This is a genomic window from Streptomyces sp. NPDC048664 (genome assembly GCF_040650555.1).
Taxonomy (GTDB): Bacteria; Actinomycetota; Actinomycetes; order Streptomycetales; family Streptomycetaceae; genus Streptomyces.
The window spans coordinates 303499-323371 of the sequence record NZ_JBEZHK010000004.1; the positions used below are offsets into that span (position 1 = coordinate 303499).

15 protein-coding genes are annotated in these 19873 nt (G+C 71.2%); 10 read left to right on the top strand and 5 right to left on the bottom strand.

All coding sequences use genetic code 11. From position 1 onward, the window contains the following. Positions 1 to 124: 124 nt before the first annotated feature. From AB0C59_RS06855 to AB0C59_RS06870, 4 genes are all read left to right on the top strand, one after another. On the top strand, positions 125 to 2692 hold the full coding sequence (locus AB0C59_RS06855; protein WP_355273014.1) for a helicase-associated domain-containing protein: 2568 nt from the start codon (positions 125 to 127) through the stop codon (positions 2690 to 2692). A 143-nt stretch (positions 2693 to 2835) separates the two neighbouring features. Next, complete coding sequence (locus AB0C59_RS06860; RefSeq protein ID WP_355273011.1) at positions 2836 to 4383, top strand: serine/threonine-protein kinase; 1548 nt, start codon at positions 2836 to 2838, stop codon at positions 4381 to 4383. A gap of 299 nt (positions 4384 to 4682) precedes the next feature. Further along, positions 4683 to 5474, top strand: coding sequence for a hypothetical protein (locus AB0C59_RS06865; protein ID WP_355273008.1), 792 nt, complete (start codon positions 4683 to 4685; stop codon positions 5472 to 5474). 12 nt (positions 5475 to 5486) lie between these two features. Next, positions 5487 to 5912 (top strand): hypothetical protein, encoded by a 426-nt coding sequence (locus AB0C59_RS06870; RefSeq protein WP_355273005.1) that lies wholly within the window; start codon positions 5487 to 5489, stop codon positions 5910 to 5912. Between the two features lie 93 nt (positions 5913 to 6005). Here the strand turns inward: AB0C59_RS06870 and AB0C59_RS06875 are convergent, their stop codons facing one another. Beyond that, positions 6006 to 6794: a hypothetical protein gene (locus AB0C59_RS06875; RefSeq protein ID WP_355273002.1), complete on the bottom strand. Its 789-nt coding sequence runs from the start codon at positions 6792 to 6794 to the stop codon at positions 6006 to 6008. Positions 6795 to 7693: 899 nt separating this feature from the next. Here AB0C59_RS06875 and AB0C59_RS06880 point away from each other — a divergent pair. Beyond that, positions 7694 to 8740: a hypothetical protein gene (locus AB0C59_RS06880; RefSeq protein WP_355272999.1), complete on the top strand. Its 1047-nt coding sequence runs from the start codon at positions 7694 to 7696 to the stop codon at positions 8738 to 8740. Positions 8741 to 8780: 40 nt separating this feature from the next. Here the strand turns inward: AB0C59_RS06880 and AB0C59_RS06885 are convergent, their stop codons facing one another. Together AB0C59_RS06885 and AB0C59_RS06890 are read right to left on the bottom strand one after the other, a co-directional pair. Next, on the bottom strand, positions 8781 to 9113 hold the full coding sequence (locus AB0C59_RS06885) for a hypothetical protein (protein ID WP_355272996.1): 333 nt from the start codon (positions 9111 to 9113) through the stop codon (positions 8781 to 8783). A gap of 313 nt (positions 9114 to 9426) precedes the next feature. Then, positions 9427 to 10086: a hypothetical protein gene (locus tag AB0C59_RS06890; protein WP_355272993.1), complete on the bottom strand. Its 660-nt coding sequence runs from the start codon at positions 10084 to 10086 to the stop codon at positions 9427 to 9429. Between the two features lie 238 nt (positions 10087 to 10324). On the opposite strand from AB0C59_RS06890, the gene AB0C59_RS06895 reads away from it, so the two are divergent. From AB0C59_RS06895 to AB0C59_RS06905, 3 genes are all read left to right on the top strand, one after another. Beyond that, complete coding sequence (locus AB0C59_RS06895; protein WP_363001427.1) at positions 10325 to 11746, top strand: hypothetical protein; 1422 nt, start codon at positions 10325 to 10327, stop codon at positions 11744 to 11746. A gap of 120 nt (positions 11747 to 11866) precedes the next feature. Continuing rightward, the gene (locus AB0C59_RS06900) at positions 11867 to 12400 is read left to right on the top strand and encodes a hypothetical protein (RefSeq protein ID WP_363001429.1); all 534 of its coding nucleotides are present in this window, start codon (positions 11867 to 11869) and stop codon (positions 12398 to 12400) included. A 35-nt stretch (positions 12401 to 12435) separates the two neighbouring features. Beyond that, a complete protein-coding gene (locus tag AB0C59_RS06905) occupies positions 12436 to 12909 on the top strand; it encodes a hypothetical protein (RefSeq protein ID WP_355272987.1) in 474 nt (157 codons plus the stop codon). 583 nt (positions 12910 to 13492) lie between these two features. Here AB0C59_RS06905 and AB0C59_RS06910 read toward each other — a convergent pair. Next, on the bottom strand, positions 13493 to 14128 hold the full coding sequence (locus AB0C59_RS06910; RefSeq protein ID WP_355272984.1) for a GNAT family N-acetyltransferase: 636 nt from the start codon (positions 14126 to 14128) through the stop codon (positions 13493 to 13495). 71 nt (positions 14129 to 14199) lie between these two features. Then, entirely contained in the window at positions 14200 to 14589 is a 390-nt protein-coding gene (locus tag AB0C59_RS06915) for a hypothetical protein (protein ID WP_030382682.1), read from the bottom strand. Positions 14590 to 14939: 350 nt separating this feature from the next. On the opposite strand from AB0C59_RS06915, the gene AB0C59_RS06920 reads away from it, so the two are divergent. Then, entirely contained in the window at positions 14940 to 18665 is a 3726-nt protein-coding gene (locus AB0C59_RS06920) for an SNF2-related protein (protein WP_355273133.1), read from the top strand. Beyond that, a complete protein-coding gene (locus AB0C59_RS06925; RefSeq protein ID WP_363001431.1) occupies positions 18662 to 19864 on the top strand; it encodes a hypothetical protein in 1203 nt (400 codons plus the stop codon). The genes AB0C59_RS06920 and AB0C59_RS06925 overlap by 4 nt, the downstream gene beginning before the upstream one ends. Positions 19865 to 19873: the final 9 nt, after the last annotated feature.

Genomic DNA, 19873 nt, shown 5'->3' on the forward strand with positions numbered 1-19873 from the left:
GGCGCGGCCAACGGTGAACTCCCTCCGAAGAGCAGACCCGGCATGCCCGAGCCTGCTACATGTGGACGGCGGTCGGGCCGCTGGGGACCGGACACCGCATCGAGTGAAGAGGCCTTGGTTCTGCATGCTGTCCGACAGCAATCCGTCCGCCGTTGACCAACTCTGCGATCATCTGCGCACGCTCGGGCCTCACGGGCTCGAGCAGCTTCTGGCCGAACGCCGGGATGCGCTCACCGAGCCGCGCCCGCGGACGCTGAGCGAGATCGCCGAGCGGCTGCTGCGGCCCGGCAGCGTCCAACGGGCCGCCACGCAGCTGCTCTCCTTGCCGTGCGTGGAGGTTGCCGAGGCGCTTGCCGCCCTTCCCGCGCCCTGCCCCCGGCCCCTGCTCGCGTCCATGCTCGGGCTGCCACAGGAGCCCGGCAAGCCGAATGACGACGGTGAGGCCGCCCTTGAGCGGGCCCTCGGCCGGCTGTCCGCCCTGGGACTCGTGTGGGCTCGTGATGCGGTTCCCGGCGAGCCGAGCAACCTGATCATGGCTGAAGCGCTCCGCGAGCTGTGGAAGGAGCCCTTGGGCCTGCGCAACCGGCTTGTCGGCTTCGAGACCGTCGTGGAGAACTTGCACGGCGAAGGCCTGGCCACGGCCCTCGACACGCTGGCTCTCACCGACGCAGGTTCCGAAAGCGAGCAGCGCACCATGCTCCTCGCCCACCATCGTGACGGTCAGCGGATGCGTGACCTCCTCACCCATGCTCCCGCGCCCGCCCAGGAGCTTCTGAAGCATCTGCGCCAGTACAACTCCACCACATACAGCTCGATCTCCATGTCTTCCGCCGGCCAGGAAGGCCAGAACTGGGCAGCCGAGCGAGCCCTGCTCTCGTCGAAGGACCGGCCCGTTTCCCCCGGTGCCTCCGGCTTCTTCATGGAGCGGGAGACCCAGCTGCCAGCCGAGGTGCTGATCGCGCTGCGCGGACCGGAGCCCGCCGCGCCCTTCCACCCCCGGCCGCCGCAGACCCTGCTCACGGCCGTCACCAGCCAGCAGATCACCGAGGCTGCCTCGGCCGCCGCCGTCACCTTCCTTGCCCAAGCCGCAACGGTCCTGCACGCGTGCGTCCAACAGCCGCCGGCCTTGCTGAAGGACGGCGGCATCGGCACCCGCGAACTGACCCGGATCACCAAGGCCTCCGGCTGTACGCCGGCCGCGGTCCGCCTCGTCCTCGAATGCGCCCACGCGGCCGGTCTCCTCGCGCACGACGGTCAGCAGCGGATCCTGGCGACGACCGCGTACGACGCCTGGACAGCGCGCGACCCGGCCGGGCAGTACGCGACACTCGCCCTGGCCTGGCGCATGATGCGCTTCACCCCGACCCGGACCACACCGATCGCGACCCGCTACGGCACCGACGACGACGCGCCGGGCGGCCCGACGCCCGCTCTGGCCTCCCGGGTCGAATGCGAGGGATGCCGGGCGACACGTACCGCCCTCCTGGACAGCGCGGCCGCGCTCGGGCCGCAGCAAGCCCTCGACACCGCGGACGATCTCCTCGGCGCCTTCGCCGACCTGCTCGCCTGGTACCGGCCCCGCGCCCGGTTCTGCGCCTGCACGGAGAAGTACTCGTACTCGGGGAAGCGCGATCGAGACCACGAGAAGGCCGCCCTCGCGCCGCTGGTGCGCGAAGCCGAACTCCTCGGCGTCCTGGCACAGGGTGCACTCAGCCCACTGGGCGCGGCACTGCGCCACCACGACACGGACCCAGCCCTGAACGAGACCGAGCTCGCCGCATGCGCCCAGCAGGTGCTGCCACCGCCGGCCGAGACAGCGCGTTTCCACACCGACCCGGACGTGACCGCCACCGTCGACGGCGTGTGCTCGCCCCGACTGGCCGCCCGCCTGGACCAGCTGGCCGACCGCGCCGCACGCCACCCCGCATCCCTCTGGCACATCACCCCAGCCTCGCTGCGCCGCGCCCTCGACACCGGGCACACCGCCGACGACCTCCTCCACGCGCTGCGCAGCATCGCCGACACCACAGTCCTTCCCGAGCGACTGACGGACCTTGTCCGGGAAGCCGCCGACGCGCACGGCCGGGTCCGCCTCACCACCCCGGCCAGCCTCCTGCACAGCACGGAAACCGCCCTGATCGCCGAAATCGCCGCCAGCGACCGGCTGACCCCGCTGAGCCTGCGGGTGCTAGCCCCGACCGTGCTGACGAGCCCGCTCCCCGGCGTCACGGTGCTCGCCGCCCTCCGTGACGCCGGGTACGCCCCCATCGACGAAGAGCATGACGGTGCAATCCGGCTCGAGCGCCCCACCCCCAACCGTCACCCGCTCCTGCCCGCACCACGGACCGCCGGACCGGCGCCGGAAGCACCCGACCTCGCCGACCTGGCCGAAGTTCTCCTCTCGGCCACCGGTGACATGCCGGTGCCCCGGCTCTCTCCGACCGAACAGGTCCTCGCCCGCGACGCCCAGCATCTGGATCCGCCCGCCCTGCGCCGCCTCGCCCACGCCCTCGACAACGCCCTCGAAACCGCCATCACCTACGCACCCGGCGCAGGCCGACCCACCACCCACACCATCCACTCTCTGGAACTCGATCCGCCGTACCTGTACGCCTGGACCGGAACCGACGACGAGGTAAGCACCTTCCATCTGAGCCACATCCAGGACGTAGATGCGGAAGCCCCGGCCTGACACGCGGCCCTCGGCGTCAGTATCGCTCCACCCCGCCCCGGCAAGGCGTTTTCGTATGCTCCGCCGCACCGGGGCACGCCCTTGCCCACGGCGCCTGGAGCCGGCCGGCCCCAGAGCTCGGACATGCAGGGCTGGAGGACTTGATGAGCGACACGACGGTCGCCGGCCGGTACCGGCTGAAGGAGCCGATCGGCAGCGGAGGCATGGGCACTGTGTGGCGCGCTGAGGACCTCCACGAGACCCACGACGTCGCCCTCAAGATCATCCTGGTAGGGGAGGGGGACCCGGTACAGGAAGCGGCCTTCCGCCGCGAGGCACAGGTCGCCGCGCGCCTGTCCCACCCGAACGTCGTCGCCGTCCGGGACCACGGCGCCGCCCACCTCGACGGCCGCCGAATCCTTTTCCTGGCCATGGACCTCGTGGTCGGACGGCCGCTGAACACGCTCACCGGGCGCCCGCTCCCCATCGCCCAGGCCCTGACCTGGGCGATCCACATCAGTCAGGCCCTGGAGGACGCCCACCACCGCGGCATCGTCCACCGCGACATCAAGCCGTCCAACATCCTCCTTGACCAGGCATCCGGCAACACCGCGAAGCTGTGCGACTTCGGCATCGCGCGCCTGGTCGAGGCCACCCACCACACCCTGACCGTGACCGGCGTCGCCATCGGCACCCCCGCCTACATGTCGCCCGAGCAGGCCCGCGGCGACACCAGCCTGGGCGCACCCAGCGACCTCTACTCGCTCGGTTGCCTCCTCCACGAGCTGCTGACCGGCCACGTCCCCTTCACCGGCACGGGCTGGCAGGTCCTCAACCAGCACCTCAACGACGCACCGGCCCCGCTGTCCGCCCTGCGCCCCGGTGTTCCCCGCGAGCTCGAGCAGTTGGTCCTGGAGCTCCTCGACAAGGACCCCGACCGCCGGCCGACCGCGGCCGACACTCGGAGGCGGCTCACCCAGCTTCACGCCGAGCTGGCCGCCTTCGCCGAGGCACCCACCGCGACAGCGCCCCGGCACCAACCCACGCTGGTCGCCACCGCGACCTCCGCCAGCGCGGCCACCCAATACCGCGAGCCGGGCGCCCGCGGCACCACCGTGCGCGCGGCCGGACTGACCGCGGCCGCCATCACCAGCGCCCTCTCGCTCACCACCACCCTGCCGATGCTCTGGACGACCGGCCTCGGCGCTCTCGCCGGCCTGCTGCTCGCCGTCCTCTACCTTCTCGACCCGCCCCAGCCACCGCACCCGGGGCAGTTGAGGATCACCACGGCTGCCCTCATGACCCTCCTGCTCCTCATCGGCGGCGCGGCACTCGCCGTCCTCGTCACCGACTTCTCCCGGTGGGCGGCCGCCCTGACCATCAGCGTCTTCGGCGGGCCCGCCATGGTCGCCTGCGCCAGTGGTGTGCGGCGCCTGGTCGAGCACGCGCTCCACCGCACGGCCTGGTACGGCGACATCGCGACGACCGCCGGCGCTCTGCAGACCGCCACCGTGCTGCTCGCCGCCCATCACGCCGGCATTTCGCCCCTCACCTACCTCACCGCCGGCGCGGTGCTGTGGCCAGCCACAGCACTTCTCACTGCAGTTCTCACACCTCGCCGCACCCGCCACGACTCTCTTCCTCCAGCACGGACCGGAAGCACCGAGCTCCGGCGTGACACCCGGCCCCGGCCTGCCGTAATCCACACATAGACGCCGCCACCACCTTCAACGGCGAGGCGATTCCCGGCGCCGTTACGACCAGATCCTGGCCACCGCGGACTGCGACACCGGCTCGAGCGCCCTCACGAACCGCACCTCGCGAGAAGGCGAGGTCCCCTCGCCCCGCACCACTTCGGTGCCCGGTTGCCTTGGCCTGACTAGCGAACAGCGGAGGCAGCTCGACGCCGTCGCCCTCGAAGCCTCGGGCTGGGCCGTAACCCCCGGCACCTCACCAGCCGATGTATGTCTAGCAACTAGACATGTCTCTTTTCTAGACACATGATTGTTGTGTGAGTACGGAACGAGAAGACGCGCTTGCCGCACTGCGCGAGTGGTCCGTCCCCGGCCGCCGTGCGGACCTGGTCGCCGCGGCCTGGAAGGCGGGCGCCACCGTGGTCGCGATCGCCAAGGCAGCCCGCGTCGGAAGCCGTCAGACCATCTACGACGACCTCAGGGCTCGGGGTATCGACCCCCGCAGCCGCCCCAAGGAGAAGAACATGCCTGCTCCGATCACCGTCGAGGGCCTCAACGGCATCACCGACCTGGAGGACAACGACAGCCCTGTCGCCAGGGCGGTCCTCCAAGCCCGCGGCGACCTGGCCTCCCCCGGGCTCAACGCCGAGGCCAGGCGGCTCATGACGCTGAGCCTCGCGGTGGGGCAGTACAACGACCTGCGCGCCGCGCTCGTTGACGAAGAAGAGGCCCGTGCCGAGCGCGACCGGGCCCGGCACTTGGTCGACGTCCGGTGGGAGGCGTTGGCCGACCCGAACAGCAAGGGCAGCTGGCTGCACGGCCATCACGCCTACGTCGTCGCCGTGGACAATGCGCACCGTGCCATCGACGCGTGGAAGGCCGCCGCCGACCTCCTGCAGAGGAAGGGGTCCTTCCAGCGCGGCGAAGGAGACAACCTGCTGGCCGACGCCTACGAGCAGTCCATCCTCCCCGCCGGCCACCCCCCGGTGAGCAAGCCCGACATCGACGCCGAGGCGGAGGCCGCCCGGCTGCACGAGGAACTGGACGCCGAGCACTCGCGCCGCAAGGCACTCGCCGCCGACACTCTCGGTCTGGCCACCCAGAACTGACAGGAGAGCAGCATGCTCGCCCGATTCGCCATCGACGACGGCCGGCACGTGCCGGAGTTCGTCATCGACGAGGACGCGTCCACCGCCGCCGGGGCCGCCCGGTTCCGGCCCACGTGCTCCTGCGGCCGGATGCCCCGACAGATGGCGGGAACCCGTGAACAGGCCCTGGCCACGCACATCGCCCACGTCAACACCAAGATCGGCCCGTCCAAGGGCCCGGAGTGGCTCCCCGTAGGCGCCCGCGTCGTCATTCTGGCGGCAGCCATGATGATCATCTGGGGCGTCTGCTACGCCACCGGCCAGATCCTCACCCACGACCATGACCTCACCGGCGCCAGCGCCAAGACCGTCCTCGGCGGCTCCCACCTGGCCGGTCTCGCCCTGGCCCTCGGCCTCATGGTCGCTGTGCGGCGCTACATCGCACCCACCCGCGCCTGACACCTCAGCCCGACGAGGCGCCCGCAGCCATCCGAACTGGCTGCGGGCGCCGTTCGACTGTACTGCGCGATGCCAACCTCACGGACAGCAGAGCTAGGCCGCTTCCCGTACCGGAAGGACCGGCACGGCGGCCTGCTTGGCGGACTCCAGCGCTTTGGTGAACGTCGAGGCGACGACGACGGCCTCGTCGGCCAGCCTGTCGATCTCGGCGACCGCCAGGTCCTCGGCCGTCGTGCGGGCCAGCAGGTCAAGGAGCTCGTCGCTGCCCGCAGCCAGCCTCTCGATCTCCCGTACCTCGGCGTAGCGGGCGTCGGCCTCCGCGACCTGCTCCGCGTAGGCCTCCAGCGCCGCCACCCGCCGCTCGATGCCGTGCAGGCTCGTCGCGAGCACAGCTCGGCGAGAGGCGAGCAGCTCGGCCACCGTGGCGTTGCCCGTCGCCTGCGGCATCCTTTGAGCCTTGCGTGCCACTCGGCTGTAGTCCCGCAGATCTCGGGCGATCGTCCACTCCTGACGGGGGAAGGCCGCCTCGTTGCGCTGGGCATCGAGCCACTTCTCACGGTGCACCTTGGAGTCGAGCACGGCCGTCATCGCCCGTTGGGCCCGGGCCAGGAGTTCCCGTGCGTCGGGGGTCAGGTCCTTTGGATGCACCAGGTGCTTCTGGACGGCGGCGAGCCGACGCAGCTGTCTGTTGTAGAGCGCCCGGTCGGCGATCAGGCCGGCGCCGAGCACGGCCACAAGGCCGGCGGCCAGCGGCCAAACGGACAGCAGCGCGTGCCCCAGGTCGACGGCCTTCTGCAGCTTCTGCTCCAGCGCGCCGACGAGGGTCGAGGGGTCCGTAGAGGGGTCCGCGATCTCGACGCCGCCGGTCCACCGCCACACCATGGCGGCAGCCGCCAACTCCCGCGCCGCCGCGCGCCAGAAGGGGCACAGCCGCCCACAGCGGGTTGACCAGGGGGCCCGTGTAGCGGCGAGGGTCCTCCAGGGACTGCCGCAAAGCCTTCCGAGTAGCGTCCGAGAGCTCCGCATCCGGGTCAAGGACCGGACGGGTCACGCTGCCCGTGGCCTTCCTGGACTCCTTCACCGCTTCCTCCCGTGTACGACCACGGTCCCCTAGGCGATGCTCCGCCGGTCCCTGTCCTGATCCCGGTGGCGACCGCGTGGGCGCGGGCCGCTGCATCGGTCCGACCACGGTACGTGAACACGTTCAGACGCCGAGACGAGTGGACCTCGAGTGCTTCACCTGACCGAGCTCACCAGCTCGTGGGGGGACGGGCAGCCCGCCGTGACGGGGAGAAGTGAGCCATGGCCAACCCCTCTCGTGATCAGCGGCACGGCCGCCAAGCCGTTGGTTGGCTGTGGTCCGGCATCCAACATCCGCAGATGTCAGCGCCGTTCCTCCGATTGGCATGGAACAGTACGGACTTCCTGCCGCGCGCCTTGGTCACCTTCGCCGTGAAGCGAGGTCTCCCGCCCGGCGACCTTCGGGAGTAAGCCGTATCCCGTCTTGCTGGCCCTGGTGGTGCGGACGGCCCGGGTGGCGGGAGAAGGCCTGGCCGGACGACCCCGACGCCGGTCATGATCAGCGTATGGGTGCAAGCGCGTGGGACACCGAGACGAGGCGGCCGATCCATGTCGCTCAGGGGATAGAAGGCCTTCCGATCGGCCTGGCAGGCGGCCGGTACCTGTGCAGGGCCTGCGCGGATCCGCTGATCCTCAGGGGAGCCCGGCCCGAAGCGAAGGTCACGCCGCACTTCGCCCACCAGGGGGGAGGCCCATGCCGAATGGCCGACCGGGAGGCGCAGATCGACGCGGAGGACCAGGTCGTCATCCAGTTGAGCCACCAGATCCGCGCCCTGCCCGGTGTCACCGGCTGCACCCTCGCCTCTCCCGGAGACGACCCCCGCCAGCCGATCGGGCTGCCACCGGTCGTCGTCGCGCAGTGCGGCGACACCACCGTGGTCATCGAACGACCCGGCACCCTCCCCGGCATGCAGGCCGTACGCCGACGCATCCACGCGGTCCGCGAGCATCATGCCGGCGCCGCTCACGTCTGGTTCCTGCGCCGAGACCTCGGCCAGTTCGGCCAACTCCCCAGCCACACGGTGCGCCTGAGCGGCCGTGACGTCGAGCACCAGCGCGTCGCCCCCACCGAACAGCAGCTCGCCATTCTCGACGCCGGCGGACACGTGTACTGGCTCGACGGCAAGCTCGTGCTGGTGCCCTACGGCTACCACTCCTTCCGGCACCCCGCTCGCCCCGAGCAGGACTGGACAGCCTGGCCGAAGTGGCCGCCCCACAAAGACCCCCGGGACGACTGGCGGATCAGCAAACCCCGGCCGGCTCCGACCGCAGACTGCTGGGGCCTGGTCCCGATCACCCTGTCTTCCCTCACCCGCACCCGTGTGGCCTTCCACCCCGCCGACGCACACAAGATCATGGACGAGCTGTACGCCGCCCAGGAGGGCCGCCACCGCTGGCGCGACCGACGAGCCCGCGAGGTCTACGCCGAGCGGCACGCCCCGCCCCCTCCGCAGCCCGCCCCGACCCCCGCGACCGAAGCCTCCGCCACCGAAGCTCAGACAGAACCGGCTCCCGCGCCCGAGCATCCGCAGCCGACAGGACAACGGGATGCCGAGACACCCCCACAAGGGACCGTGATCCCGTCCCCCACATCGTCCGCGAACCTCGCGCAGGCCTTCCCGCCACCGCCTGCGTCCCCACCCACGATCCCTCCGCCCCCGCAGCACTTGCCCTCCGTGCCCCCGCCGCGCCGGCAACGCCGGTGGACAGACGCCTTCCGCATGCTGCGCCGACGGCGTGAGCGGTGACGAACGAGACCGTGGTCGAGACTGCGCCGACGCGACACAGCTACGCCCTGGTGGTGGTGAAAGCGAGGCCGTCACCAGCACGGCGCAGCTCGCCGATCTCCTCCAAGCGCAGGACGCACACCGCCAACCGCATGGCCTCGCGAACGGTGGTGATCAGGAGCAGCTCGCCGATCTCCTGCAGACGCGCGGACGCGCCGGGAAGTGCATGGAGCATCCGGCGGACATCATCGCGGTAGCGGTGAGAGGCGTCGATGTCCTGCTCGGTCAGCATGTCGCGCCATTCGAAGTGGTCGTCGGCCGGGGTGTAGCTGCCCAGCTCCACCCAGTCCTGCTCGGTGGGCGGGGTGTCGAGATGGAACACGTCGAGGCCCAAGAGGGTCTTCCTTCCGCAGCGGATTGAGGCATCACGGGACGCCGGTGCGAGAGCACCGGACTGCGAGTGTTGCGATCCTCGACCCGGCGAAGGGCCGCCACGGCTGGAGTAGCCGACCCGATCGTAGCGGGCTGGCTCCACCGTGGGGGTGGCATAGCGCCACAGGATTCTCCTGCCGTGTGTCCTCTGACACTGGACTTGGACCGTCTGACAGCGAAGTTGGACCGGCACTCAGCCGCAGTCACGGAGGTGTTTCGACCGTGACGGGACTCCGGGGACGCGTGCCCCCGGTGACCACACGGCGGTCGGGACGCTAGGACGCCTGTCCCTGGTTGATGTGCATCCCTTGGAGTTGGCCGTAGGTGGTCTTCTCGCCGTTCGGCTCCACCGTGCCCAGGGAGATGGGGGCCTGTAGCTGGAAGAGGGCGCCGCCGGTGGGCGCGCCGTCGGGATCTGAGCTCCCGGGCGGCGGGTAGGAGGAGAGGCGCGCCTCCCATCGTCCCGGCTCGAGGGTGTCGTAGGTGAACGGCCCCTCCATGTCGCCCTGCCTGTCCGTGGTGAACGTGAACGACTGGAACCACGTCTCCACGAGCCCGTCCTCGTCGGCCTTGAGGGTGCTGAGGGGTGTGGCATCGGTATCCGGCAGGCGGAGGGTTACCGCCCCGAAGAGCGGGTGATTGGCCCGTACGACGAAGTCGAGCGTCTGCAGGTGTACGAAGTCCGTCCCCCCGTCCAGAACCTTCTGGGTCATAGCCCCGACGAAGTCCAGCTTGGGGTGCGGTGGCGGCAGGGTGTCGGTGGCCAGAGTGGCGCCAAAGCCTCTCAGGTTGACGGTCACGGTCTGTCCGACGGAAGGCAGGAGCGATCCCGCAGTGACGGCGTAGGCAGGGTCGGGGCGGCCCATCAGGAATGCGCCGCCGACGGTCGCCAACGCCTGCCCGAGCAGGCGGCGACGACTCAGCGAAGAAGTCATAGCGAGAACTGTGGATCACCGCGTCGGGTCTTATGTGGAACTGCCAGCCATGTCCTCCCTGGGAGTGACGGCCGTGTCGCTGTCCAACATCACTGACAAGCGATCCAGGTTCAGTGGCAGAAGACACCGTGCATGCCGTTGTCCAGGCTGCTTGAAACTCGTGCGCCGCAACTGTCACACCGCGTGCCTTCCACACACCTGTAGCAGGTGACAGAGGACCTCACCCCGGGAGATGCACGTGACCCGCACCTACACCCTCACCTCGAACACACCCCGGCAGCAGCAGGGCTTTCGCCCGACCGGCACGGCCATCTCCCCGGTGGCCTTGCGCCAGACGGCCACGGGAGAATCCGAAGAGACGGCGCGAGCCGAGCTCACGGAGTTCGAGCACCTCATCCCAACGGCCACGCCTGAACAGGTTCGGGGCGAGGCACGGATCTTCCACGCGCTCATCGCCGCCTACGGCCGCCACCGCCCCTCCCTCACCGGCGGCCCGTTCGGCATCCGCAGCCTCACCCCCCGACCCGACGAACTGGTGGTTCGGATCGCACCCTCTCAGCTGGACCGGTGGATCGACGCCTTTGCCTACCGGGAAGGCGGGACCGGCGTCGCAGGCCTGCGTTGGGCTGGCCATCGCCAGGGGACCCTCCTGACGCTGCCCGGGACGAAGGTGCTCCTCGCGGACATCAGCGAGACCGACTGGCGTGCTGCGCTTGGTCGCCGATCCGCGGACCAGAGCAGCCTGATGCCGCACTGGATCCCCCAGTTCCGCCGCGAGCCCGAGTACACCGCCGCACAGGAAGCCGAACTTGAGGGCATCGCCGGCCACCTCAGCGCCACACTGCGGCGGGTCCGGCTCCTCGACCCCCTCACTCGTATCAGCGGTCACGTCCACCTGTTCACCACCCGCCACCGCGGCGAGGTTCACCTGATCGAGGCCTGCGAGGCGACCCCCACCGTCCTGCCGGTGTGGACCTCCCGGTCCGTCCCTTCGGCCCTCTGGCCCAGCGGTCCGATCCCCGCCCCGGGCCCTGCCGACCCGTACACAGCCGTGCTCGACCTCCTCACCGAACTCGAACCCGCCCGCGCGCCTTCCGGCACCGACGACCACCCCGCCGCACGCGCCCTCTGCCACATCGCCGGCCTACGCACGGACCCTGTCGTGGTTCAGGCCGCCGAGCACGTTCTCGACGTTGCCACGCGCGTCCTCGCCGACCCGGCCCACTCCAGCGTGTACGCCGCCGGCGGCTGGGCGGGAAGCTGCCGCACGTACCCCGAAGGCACGGTTCACGGAAGCGACCCCTGCCTCCCGCCCGGCGCCGAGACCGTCGCCGATCTTCCCGACGAAGCCCTCCAGCGCATCGGTCGGCACTTCTGCAGCCGTCCCTCGGACACCTCCCGTACCGACCTCGCCAGCGCTGGCAAGCAAGAGCTCGTCCACCTGCTCGACTGGGCCCTCGCCGCCGCGACCCGCCCCACCAACTGCCCGGCCTGGACCCGCGACAGGACCGACGGCACCCTTCAGCACACCCAGCCCCTGCCCGGCCGTGAAGGCGTCCTGACCCTGACCGCCACCACCACCGGGGTGTATCGCGTCAGCCTCGACGCACTGGGGTCGAGCGACCTCGCCGACGAGGACGACAGCGTGGAATGGGAGTGAGAGGCCGCGCCCTCACAGAGCGCCGCCGTCCTGCTTGCCGAGCACGCCGCGATCGAGGCCGCGGTCTGCCTGCCCTTCCAGCGTGAACACCGCAAGCAGCGCCTCGTACTCCCCGCGGTGGTGCCGGCCGAGCCCACCATCCGGTCCGTCATCGCCGAAGCCGACTACGTCGTGGGGTTCTTCACCCTCGCCAGCGTTCTCGGCCGCCTCCACGACCGCGCGGGCTCCATCCAGGGAGCAGCCGACGGCCACTGGCGAGCTAATCCCCACTCCGACAGCCCGCCCGACCGCCCGGCCACCCTCACCGCTCTCATCAGCGACTGGTGCGCGCTCCCCTCTCCCCACCACGGCGAAGCCGCCAACACCGCTTCGGTCGACAGCCCCGCTTACCTCCGCCACCTCGCCGCCCACCGTGCGGCGTTCGACCCGTTCGCCGCCCGCTACCTCGCCGCCGCCGACAGCCTCCCGGGCGCGCACACCTTCGAGGAACGCCACCTCGCCGGCTTCGCCGCCCTGCGCACCACTGATCTGTCCGCCTTGACCCGTACGGAGGTGCGGCCCGTCCGTGAAGGCCTTCTCCGCCTGGTCAGGTCCCTCCCGCAGAATCCCGCCCAGCTGACCGCCTGGTACGAACAGCACCTCGGCCAGCCCTGAAACTCACCGAGCTCGGAAGAAGGAGCAACCGCACGATGAGCGATCAACCGCCAGCCCTGGAAGCGTTCGTAGGCCCCATCAGACGAGGTAAGGCACCACTGCCCGCCGGCGCCGACGCCGACCAGTGCGCGGCCTTGCTGAGGCGTGCCCTGCACACCGTCGAGTGCCGTGAGCTCGGTCCGGAGGCCGCCAGGAAGCAGTTCGGACCGTTCGCGGACACCGCGGACGGCCGCGTGACCGTGTTCATGGACGAGGAACTGCTCCGGGCCCGCCACCCCGGCCAGGTCGAGCTCCACCGCCTGGCGCGCGCGGTCCGTGAGCGAGGACCGGCTGTGGACGTCGTCCTGGTGGCGCCCAAGCCGACCATGGTGCTCATGGACGAGATGGCCCACGTCGTCAGCAAGGTCGCCGAGCCCGTCTCCAGCCTGGCGCTGGCCGGGCGGAACCGATGGGTGTACGAGCTGAGTCGGCCGCTACGAGGCCCGGTGGTTCCCGAGAGTCGATCGTGAGGCGGCGGGCGAGCGACGAGGCTTGGACTCCAGAGAGCTGGTCGACGCGTCCGCGGCGGAGGTGCCTACACGCGACCATGCCAGGAGTGGCGAGTTGCCGTTACGGAGAGAAGGAGGCATGACCTGGTGAAACGACCGCCGGAGAGATCTTCTCGGGCAACAGTTCGGACAATGGGTACGCTTTCGCAGTCGGCCTGGGTGCCGGCCTTCAGTCGGGCACGGCCCGTGACGAACCAGGGGGACCAGATGACCACCAAGACTTCACGCACAGCAGGACCCGGGCCCGTCGGTACGCCCGGCAAGCCCGTCGTTTACTTCAGCGACGAGGCCTCCGCCGTGATGAAGCCTCTGCCCGGCCCGCCTCGGCGCCTGCAGTCGCCTCTGGAGACCCTGACTTGGCAGGAGCCCCCCGCCGTGGAATGCGGAGACGACGAATCGCAGTGACCGAACGGGTGGGGAGCAGCCGCCGGTCTTCACCAGGGGCTTTGGCGGGTGCCCCTGTGGTTCAGTGCCGTTGCCAGGCATTGGAACCAGGGGCACCCGGCGGGTGCCGCATGGGCACCGGAGCGCGGCTGGTGGGATGTCAGTTGGACAGCGCGCCGGTGATGGTAGGCATTCCCTGGACCGTGGTGATGGAGGCGGTAGGGGAGAGGACCTTGAATGCGTGCTTCCACCCCCGGTCCGCAATGCTGAGCAGTTCTCCCGTGGGCAACTTCAGTGACAGGCGGTTGTGGCTGATGTAGCCGAGCCGCCCGTAGAACTTCGTAAGGCTTCGGTCGTGGCGCAGAGTCAGGACCGTGTATCCGGCGTCCCGGAACGTTTCCTCGGCGTGCTGGAGGAGCGTGCGGGCGATTCCCCGGTTTCGATAGGCGGGGACCACGGCGAGGCCGTGGACGGTGGAGATGCGCTCGACGATCCTGCGCCGCAGGATCTTAGGCGAGCGGTTCGGGTCGGACATCCACTTGGCGAAGCCGCACGTGATGGCTCCGACGGGGACGCCCTCGCTGTTCTCGGCGATCAGGAAGTGGTTCCTGCGGTGTGAGAGCGGTCCGTCGTCGCTGTGGGTGAGGGCGTGCCGCATGGGGGCCAGGGCGCCGGGCACCTCCTCGGCCCGCAACTGGAGGTCGACGAGCGAGATCAGATCGACGAGGGTGTCGCCGTCTTCCGGAGTTGCGGTACGGACGCGGATGTCGGTGTCGGTGAGGGTGGGGACAGGCATGGTCGAGTCCTTGGCGGTGACAGCCGGACCGTTGTGGCACGGCTGGAGGTAGGGGGTTGGGTGCGAGGTGGTCAGCCGAGCGGGGTGCTCCAGCCGAAGAAGAGCCAGCTCGGCTCCGGCCCGGCGGTGTCGAGCAGAAGCGCTCCCGCGCCGCCGGAGCGGACGCACGGGGCGTCGTCCTCGATCAGGCGGTCGGCCAGCCAGTCGGCGTCGTCCTCGCAGAGGGGAGCGCCGTACGGGACAGATGACGGAACGGAGATGGCGTTGAAGTAGCCCGCCAGGACCGGGCCGAGCGCGGAACGGTCGTGCACGACGGTGACGCGGCCGACCTTCGTCAGGTCAGCGCGCCGCGAGAACGGGTCGACCGGAAGTTCCCGGTCCTTGGCGGCGTGCTTCGCGAAGGCGCTCTCGGCGCTGGGGCCGCTGGCAGTGAAGCGGAAGACCATGGGTTCCAGGTGCATGACAATCCTCGCAAGCGCGGGCGCCGTGTAGCCGGCGCACAGATGGGAATCCCGGCGTGATGCCGGTGAAGTGAGGAGGGGCCGGGTTCCGGCGACATGACTAAACTACATATTGAAATGAAGATACGCAACATCGTGCGGGCTGGGTGCCCGTGTGTACGGCACGGACCTGACGCGTACGCAGGTCACAATGGGGGTGGTCTCGACGGCGTCCGGCTACTGGGGGAGTGTCTTTGTCCATCGACCGCCTGCAGCCCATCAGCCCCGCAGCGCTGGCAGCCCGAACCTCCCGACCTCACATTCCAACCTCGCGCTCCGAAGGCTCGACCGAGGACGCGTCCTTGGCCCTGATGGACGCGGAGGCCTTTCGCAGCACGCTCCAACGCACTGTCGCCCAAGGCACTCTCAACGCCGCGGTCGCAGTCGAAGCCGCCCGGCGGATCGCCCGCGGCAGCCTCGATGTGGCCGCCCTGCGGACCGTGCTCTTCGAGACAGCCGCTGCAGAAGTCTGGGCGCCCGTACGGCAAGCCGCCATCGCCGCCGTAGCCGCCAACCCTGCCCTGGCGCCGAGCATCGTCTCCATGCACGCCCAACTGCTGCGCACGCCGTCCGCGACCGTACGGGAGGGACAGGGAGATGACGGGCAGCCGTTCTTCGTCGCCGCAGCCACCTTCGCCTCCGTCAGCGGCAGCGTCCAGCAGGCTCGCACCCGCAAGGGCGCCCGGCAGCAGGCCATGACCAGCCTCATCGCCGCCCTCGCCGACCTACCAGACCCCCTTGCCGATCGCGCGGTACCCGACTGGAACTGGGACACACCCGCCCCCCAGCACCGAGCACCCGCCACAGCAGGGACGGGCACCAACCCCGTGTCGGCCTTGAACGAGTTCCACCAGGCCGGCCACATCAGCCGACCCGACTACCGGCCCCCGACACCGACGCCCACCGGTTTCGCGGCCACGGTCACCGCCGTCCTCCGCGGACAGAAACTGACCGGCGAAGGGACCGGCCCCAGCAAGCGCCAAGCGCGGGCCGAAGCAGCCGACCGCCTCCTGAAGGCCGTGCAGACCGCCCTCGACGCCGACGACGACGCACCGGCCGCGGACGAACCGGCGGCTGCCGCGCCGGCTCCGCCTGCTCTACCCATGCCGCCCGCGCCGGCAGACAGCCAGGAGCCGCCGCGCGCCCTCCCCGCCAGCCCGACCGACCTGTTCGCCGCCCACCGCGTTCTCGAGCAGGCACTCGCCGACGGCGCCGCCCTGACCCTGCTGCCCTCACGCCACCCCGCCTGGGCCGCATGGATGTTGTTCCAGCCCGACGGCACACCCCTGCCCGCTCCCGTCCACCTGCCGCCACCACTGCAGCCGGTCACCCGCGAACTCGTTCTCGCCGGCGCCGGCGGCATCATGCCGCGCCGCGCCACCGTGACGGGAATCGCCGTCCCCGTTGACCTCGCCCTGCCCGCCCTCCTCACCCCCCGAGAAGGCGAGCACCCCTCCGTCACCGGATGGCGCCCCGCTCTCCGCCTGGCCGTGACGTGCGTGGCCCAGCAGCGCGTCTACCCCGCCCTGACCGCCGACGGCCACGGCTGCTGGCGCATCGGCCCGATCACCGACCCGCTGCGCACCGCCGTCACCGAGGCCGCCGCCCGAATGGCCCCCGAGGGTCACTGTCTCCTCGCCGGCCACACGCCCCTGCGCGTCGTCGCACCCGAGAACGCCCTCTGGCCCCTCCTCGACGCCGTCGCGGACGCGATGGTCCGCACCCCCGGCGCAGCCCCGCTCCTGGGCCCGGGCCCGTTCACCAGCCCCCCACCCCCCGAGTCCGAGCCCACGCACGAACTGTGGGCCTGGGCCGACGCGATCGAGGACGCCGCCGACCCCTGTCCCGCTCCCCGCCTCACGCTGCGCATCAAGGAACCCGAGACCAGCGAGCAGACCCCGACCGCCCAAGCCGTCCTGCACCTGGCCGCCGACGACCAGGACGAACCCGTGCCAGCGAGCAGCATCTGGGACGGCCACCACACCGACCCCGCTCTGTCCCCTGCCGTGCTCCCCGGCGTACGCCGGGCGCTGCGCCGCGGAGCCCGCCACTTCCCGCCGCTCGGCGACCTCGCCGCCCAGGAACGCCCGCGCCGCCTCACCCTGTCCGCCGAGGACCTCGCCCGCCTCCACGACCACGCAGCCGCCCCGCTCGCCGCGGCTGGCATCACCGTCCAGTGGCCGCCCGCTCTCCTCGGCGCGCTCACCGCCACCGCCGTCATCGGCAGCCACAACACCGCCGACGAGTTCACCCCCGGCAGCGGCTTCCTGGCCCTGGACCGCCTGGTGGACTGCCGCTGGCACATCAGTCTCGACGGCGACCCGCTGACCGAGGAGGAGATGACCGCCCTCGCCGACGCCGCCTGGCCGCTTATCCGCCTGCGCGGCCGCTGGCTGCTCATCGACCCCACCACCGCCCGCCGCGCCCGACACCGCGCTCTCGCGCTGCTGCCTTCCCTCGACGCGCTCGCCGCCGCGCTGTCCGGCACCCTCACCCTCGACGGCGAAACCCTCGACGTACGGCCCGCCGGCACACTGGCCCCCCTCGTCGACGCCCTGCGCCAAGCCCCCGACGCCCCCCGGCCCGTGCCACCGCCGACCGGCCTGAAAGCGAGCCTGCGCCACTACCAGCAGCGGGCCCTGACCTGGCTCACGCACACCCTCGGCCTAGGCTTCGGCGCGCTCCTCGCCGACGACATGGGCCTGGGCAAGACCCTGACGACCATCGCCTTGCACCTCCACCGCGCCGAAACGGCCGGCGAAGCAGCCGGCCCGACCCTCGTGGTCTGCCCGGCCTCCCTCATCACGAACTGGAAGCGCGAGATCGCCCGCTTCGCCCCCGACACCACCGTCGTCCGCTACCACGGCACCACCCGAGCCCTCGACGCCGATGCGCTCGACCACACCACGGTCGTCATCACCACCTACGGCACCCTGCGCCGCGACCCCGCCCTCGCCGCCACCCAGTGGGGCCTGGTCGTCGCCGACGAGGCCCAGCACATCAAGAACCCCGCCTCCGCCACCGCCAAGGCCCTGCGCGACGTTCCCGCCCGGGCCCGGCTCGCCGTCACCGGCACCCCGGTCGAGAACACCCTCACCGAACTGTGGGCCATCCTCGACTGGACCAACCCCGGCCTCTTCGGCACCCGCGCCGCCTTCCGCGCCCGCTACGGCACCGTCGAGAAGGATCCGGGCGCGCCCGCCGCCGCAGGCCTCGCCCGGCTCATCGCCCCGTTCATGCTGCGCCGGCGCAAGACCGACCCCGGCATCGCCCCCGAACTGCCCGGCAAGGTCCACCACCACCGCATCGTCGCCCTCACCGACGAGCAGACGGGGCTGTACGAAGCGATCGTCCGCGACACCATGCACAAGATCACCACCAGCAGCGGAATCGAACGCCGCGGCCTGGTCCTCCAGCTGCTCCAGGCCCTGCGCCAGATCTGCAACACCCCCACCCTCTACCTCAAAGAACCCCTGGACGACGCCGAGCCGGCCGACCTCACCCGCCGCTCGGGAAAGCTCGCCGCCCTCGACGACCTCACGGCGACCCTCGCCGACCGGGGCGAAGCCGCCCTCGTCTTCACCGGCTACGTCCAGATGGGCCGCATCCTCGAACACCACCTGCGCGCCCGCGGCCGCTCCGTCCGCTTCCTCCACGGCGGCACCCCGCCGGCCCGCCGCCAGGAGCTCGTCGACGCCTTCCAACACGACCCCGACCCCGCCCCGGTGTTCATCCTGTCCGTCAAGGCGGCCGGCACCGGACTGACCCTCACCCGAGCCGAGCACGTCATCCACTACGACAGACCCTGGAACCCCGCCGTCGAGGACCAGGCCACCGACCGCGCCCACCGCATCGGCCAGCACCGCACCGTCCAGGTCCACCACCTGATCACCGAAGGCACCGTCGAGGACCACATCAACGACCTCCTCGCCCGCAAACGCGCCCTGACTGAGGCCGTCCTCACCTCCGGCGAAGGCGCCCTCACCGAACTCGACGACACCGAACTCGCCGCCCTCGTCACCCTGGGAACCCGATGACCGGCACCACCCGATCCCTCGCGCCCCTGGCCGGCGCGTGGAAACAGGCCTTCCACCTCGCCACCGACGGCTCCGGCTCCTACGGCAAGGGCCTCAACCTCGCCCGCAACGGCGCGGTCGCCCAGATCCACACCCAGCCAGGCAGGATCAACGCCCCCGTCGCCGCGAAGAAGGCCACCCACCAGGCCGCGATCCATCTGCCCGAGCTGACCGCCGCCCAATGGGACACCCTGGCCGCCCGGCTTGCCGGCGACCCCCAGGCCGTCGCCGACCTCGTCGCCAACCGGATCCCAGCCACGATCGCCGACTCCGGCCACGCCGGAGGCATCTCAATCGTCCCGCCGGCCGACAGCATCACCTTCTCCTGCTCCTGCCCCACCGGCCGGTCCCACCGCGTGTGCGACCACAGCGCAGCCCTCGGCCACGCCGTCGCCGAACGCCTCACCACCACCCCCTCCACACTGCTCGGCGCCCGAGGCATGACCGCCCGCGCCCTCGCCGCCCACGTACGCGACCTCGTCGACGGCGCCGACCCCGGCCCCCTGCCGGCAGACACCAACGGCACCGTGCGCGCCGCCCAGCTCTACTCCTTGGCCGCCCACCGCCCCCCACAAGCCCCGCCAGACCTCGACCTCGACACCGTCAGCCCCCTCACCTACAGCGACCCACCCCTCCCCGGGCCCCGAGCCCAGGACATGACCCGCATGACCGCCGACGCCGCCGCCCGCGCCCAGACTCTCCTGGCCGACACCGCCACCGCGCCCCACGACGAGCTGGCCGACATCCTCCGAATCCTGGCCAGCCCCGACGGCGCAGACCGTCTCCCGGCCGCCCAGCACGCCACCGGCATCCCCGAGGCCACCCTGCGGGCGATGATGATCGGCTACCGCCACGGCGGCCCGGCCGGTGCCCACGCCACCCTCGCCGCAACCGCGGCAACCACGGACGACCTGGAACGGGCACGACAGACCATCCACACCTCCCGTGCTGTCGGCCTCGGAACCGTCGACATCGACGGCGGTTCGCTCACCGACACGACCGCCGGAGTCCAGATCCGCCCCGGCCCCGACGGCCGCTGGTATCCCTTCACCCTCTGGCGCGCCGACGAATGGCGCCCCGCACCCGGAGCCTGCGACGATCCCGCCGAAGCATTCCGCGCCGCACGGCGCGCCCGCGCCGCACGACCGCTCAGGCGATAGCCCAGCCGA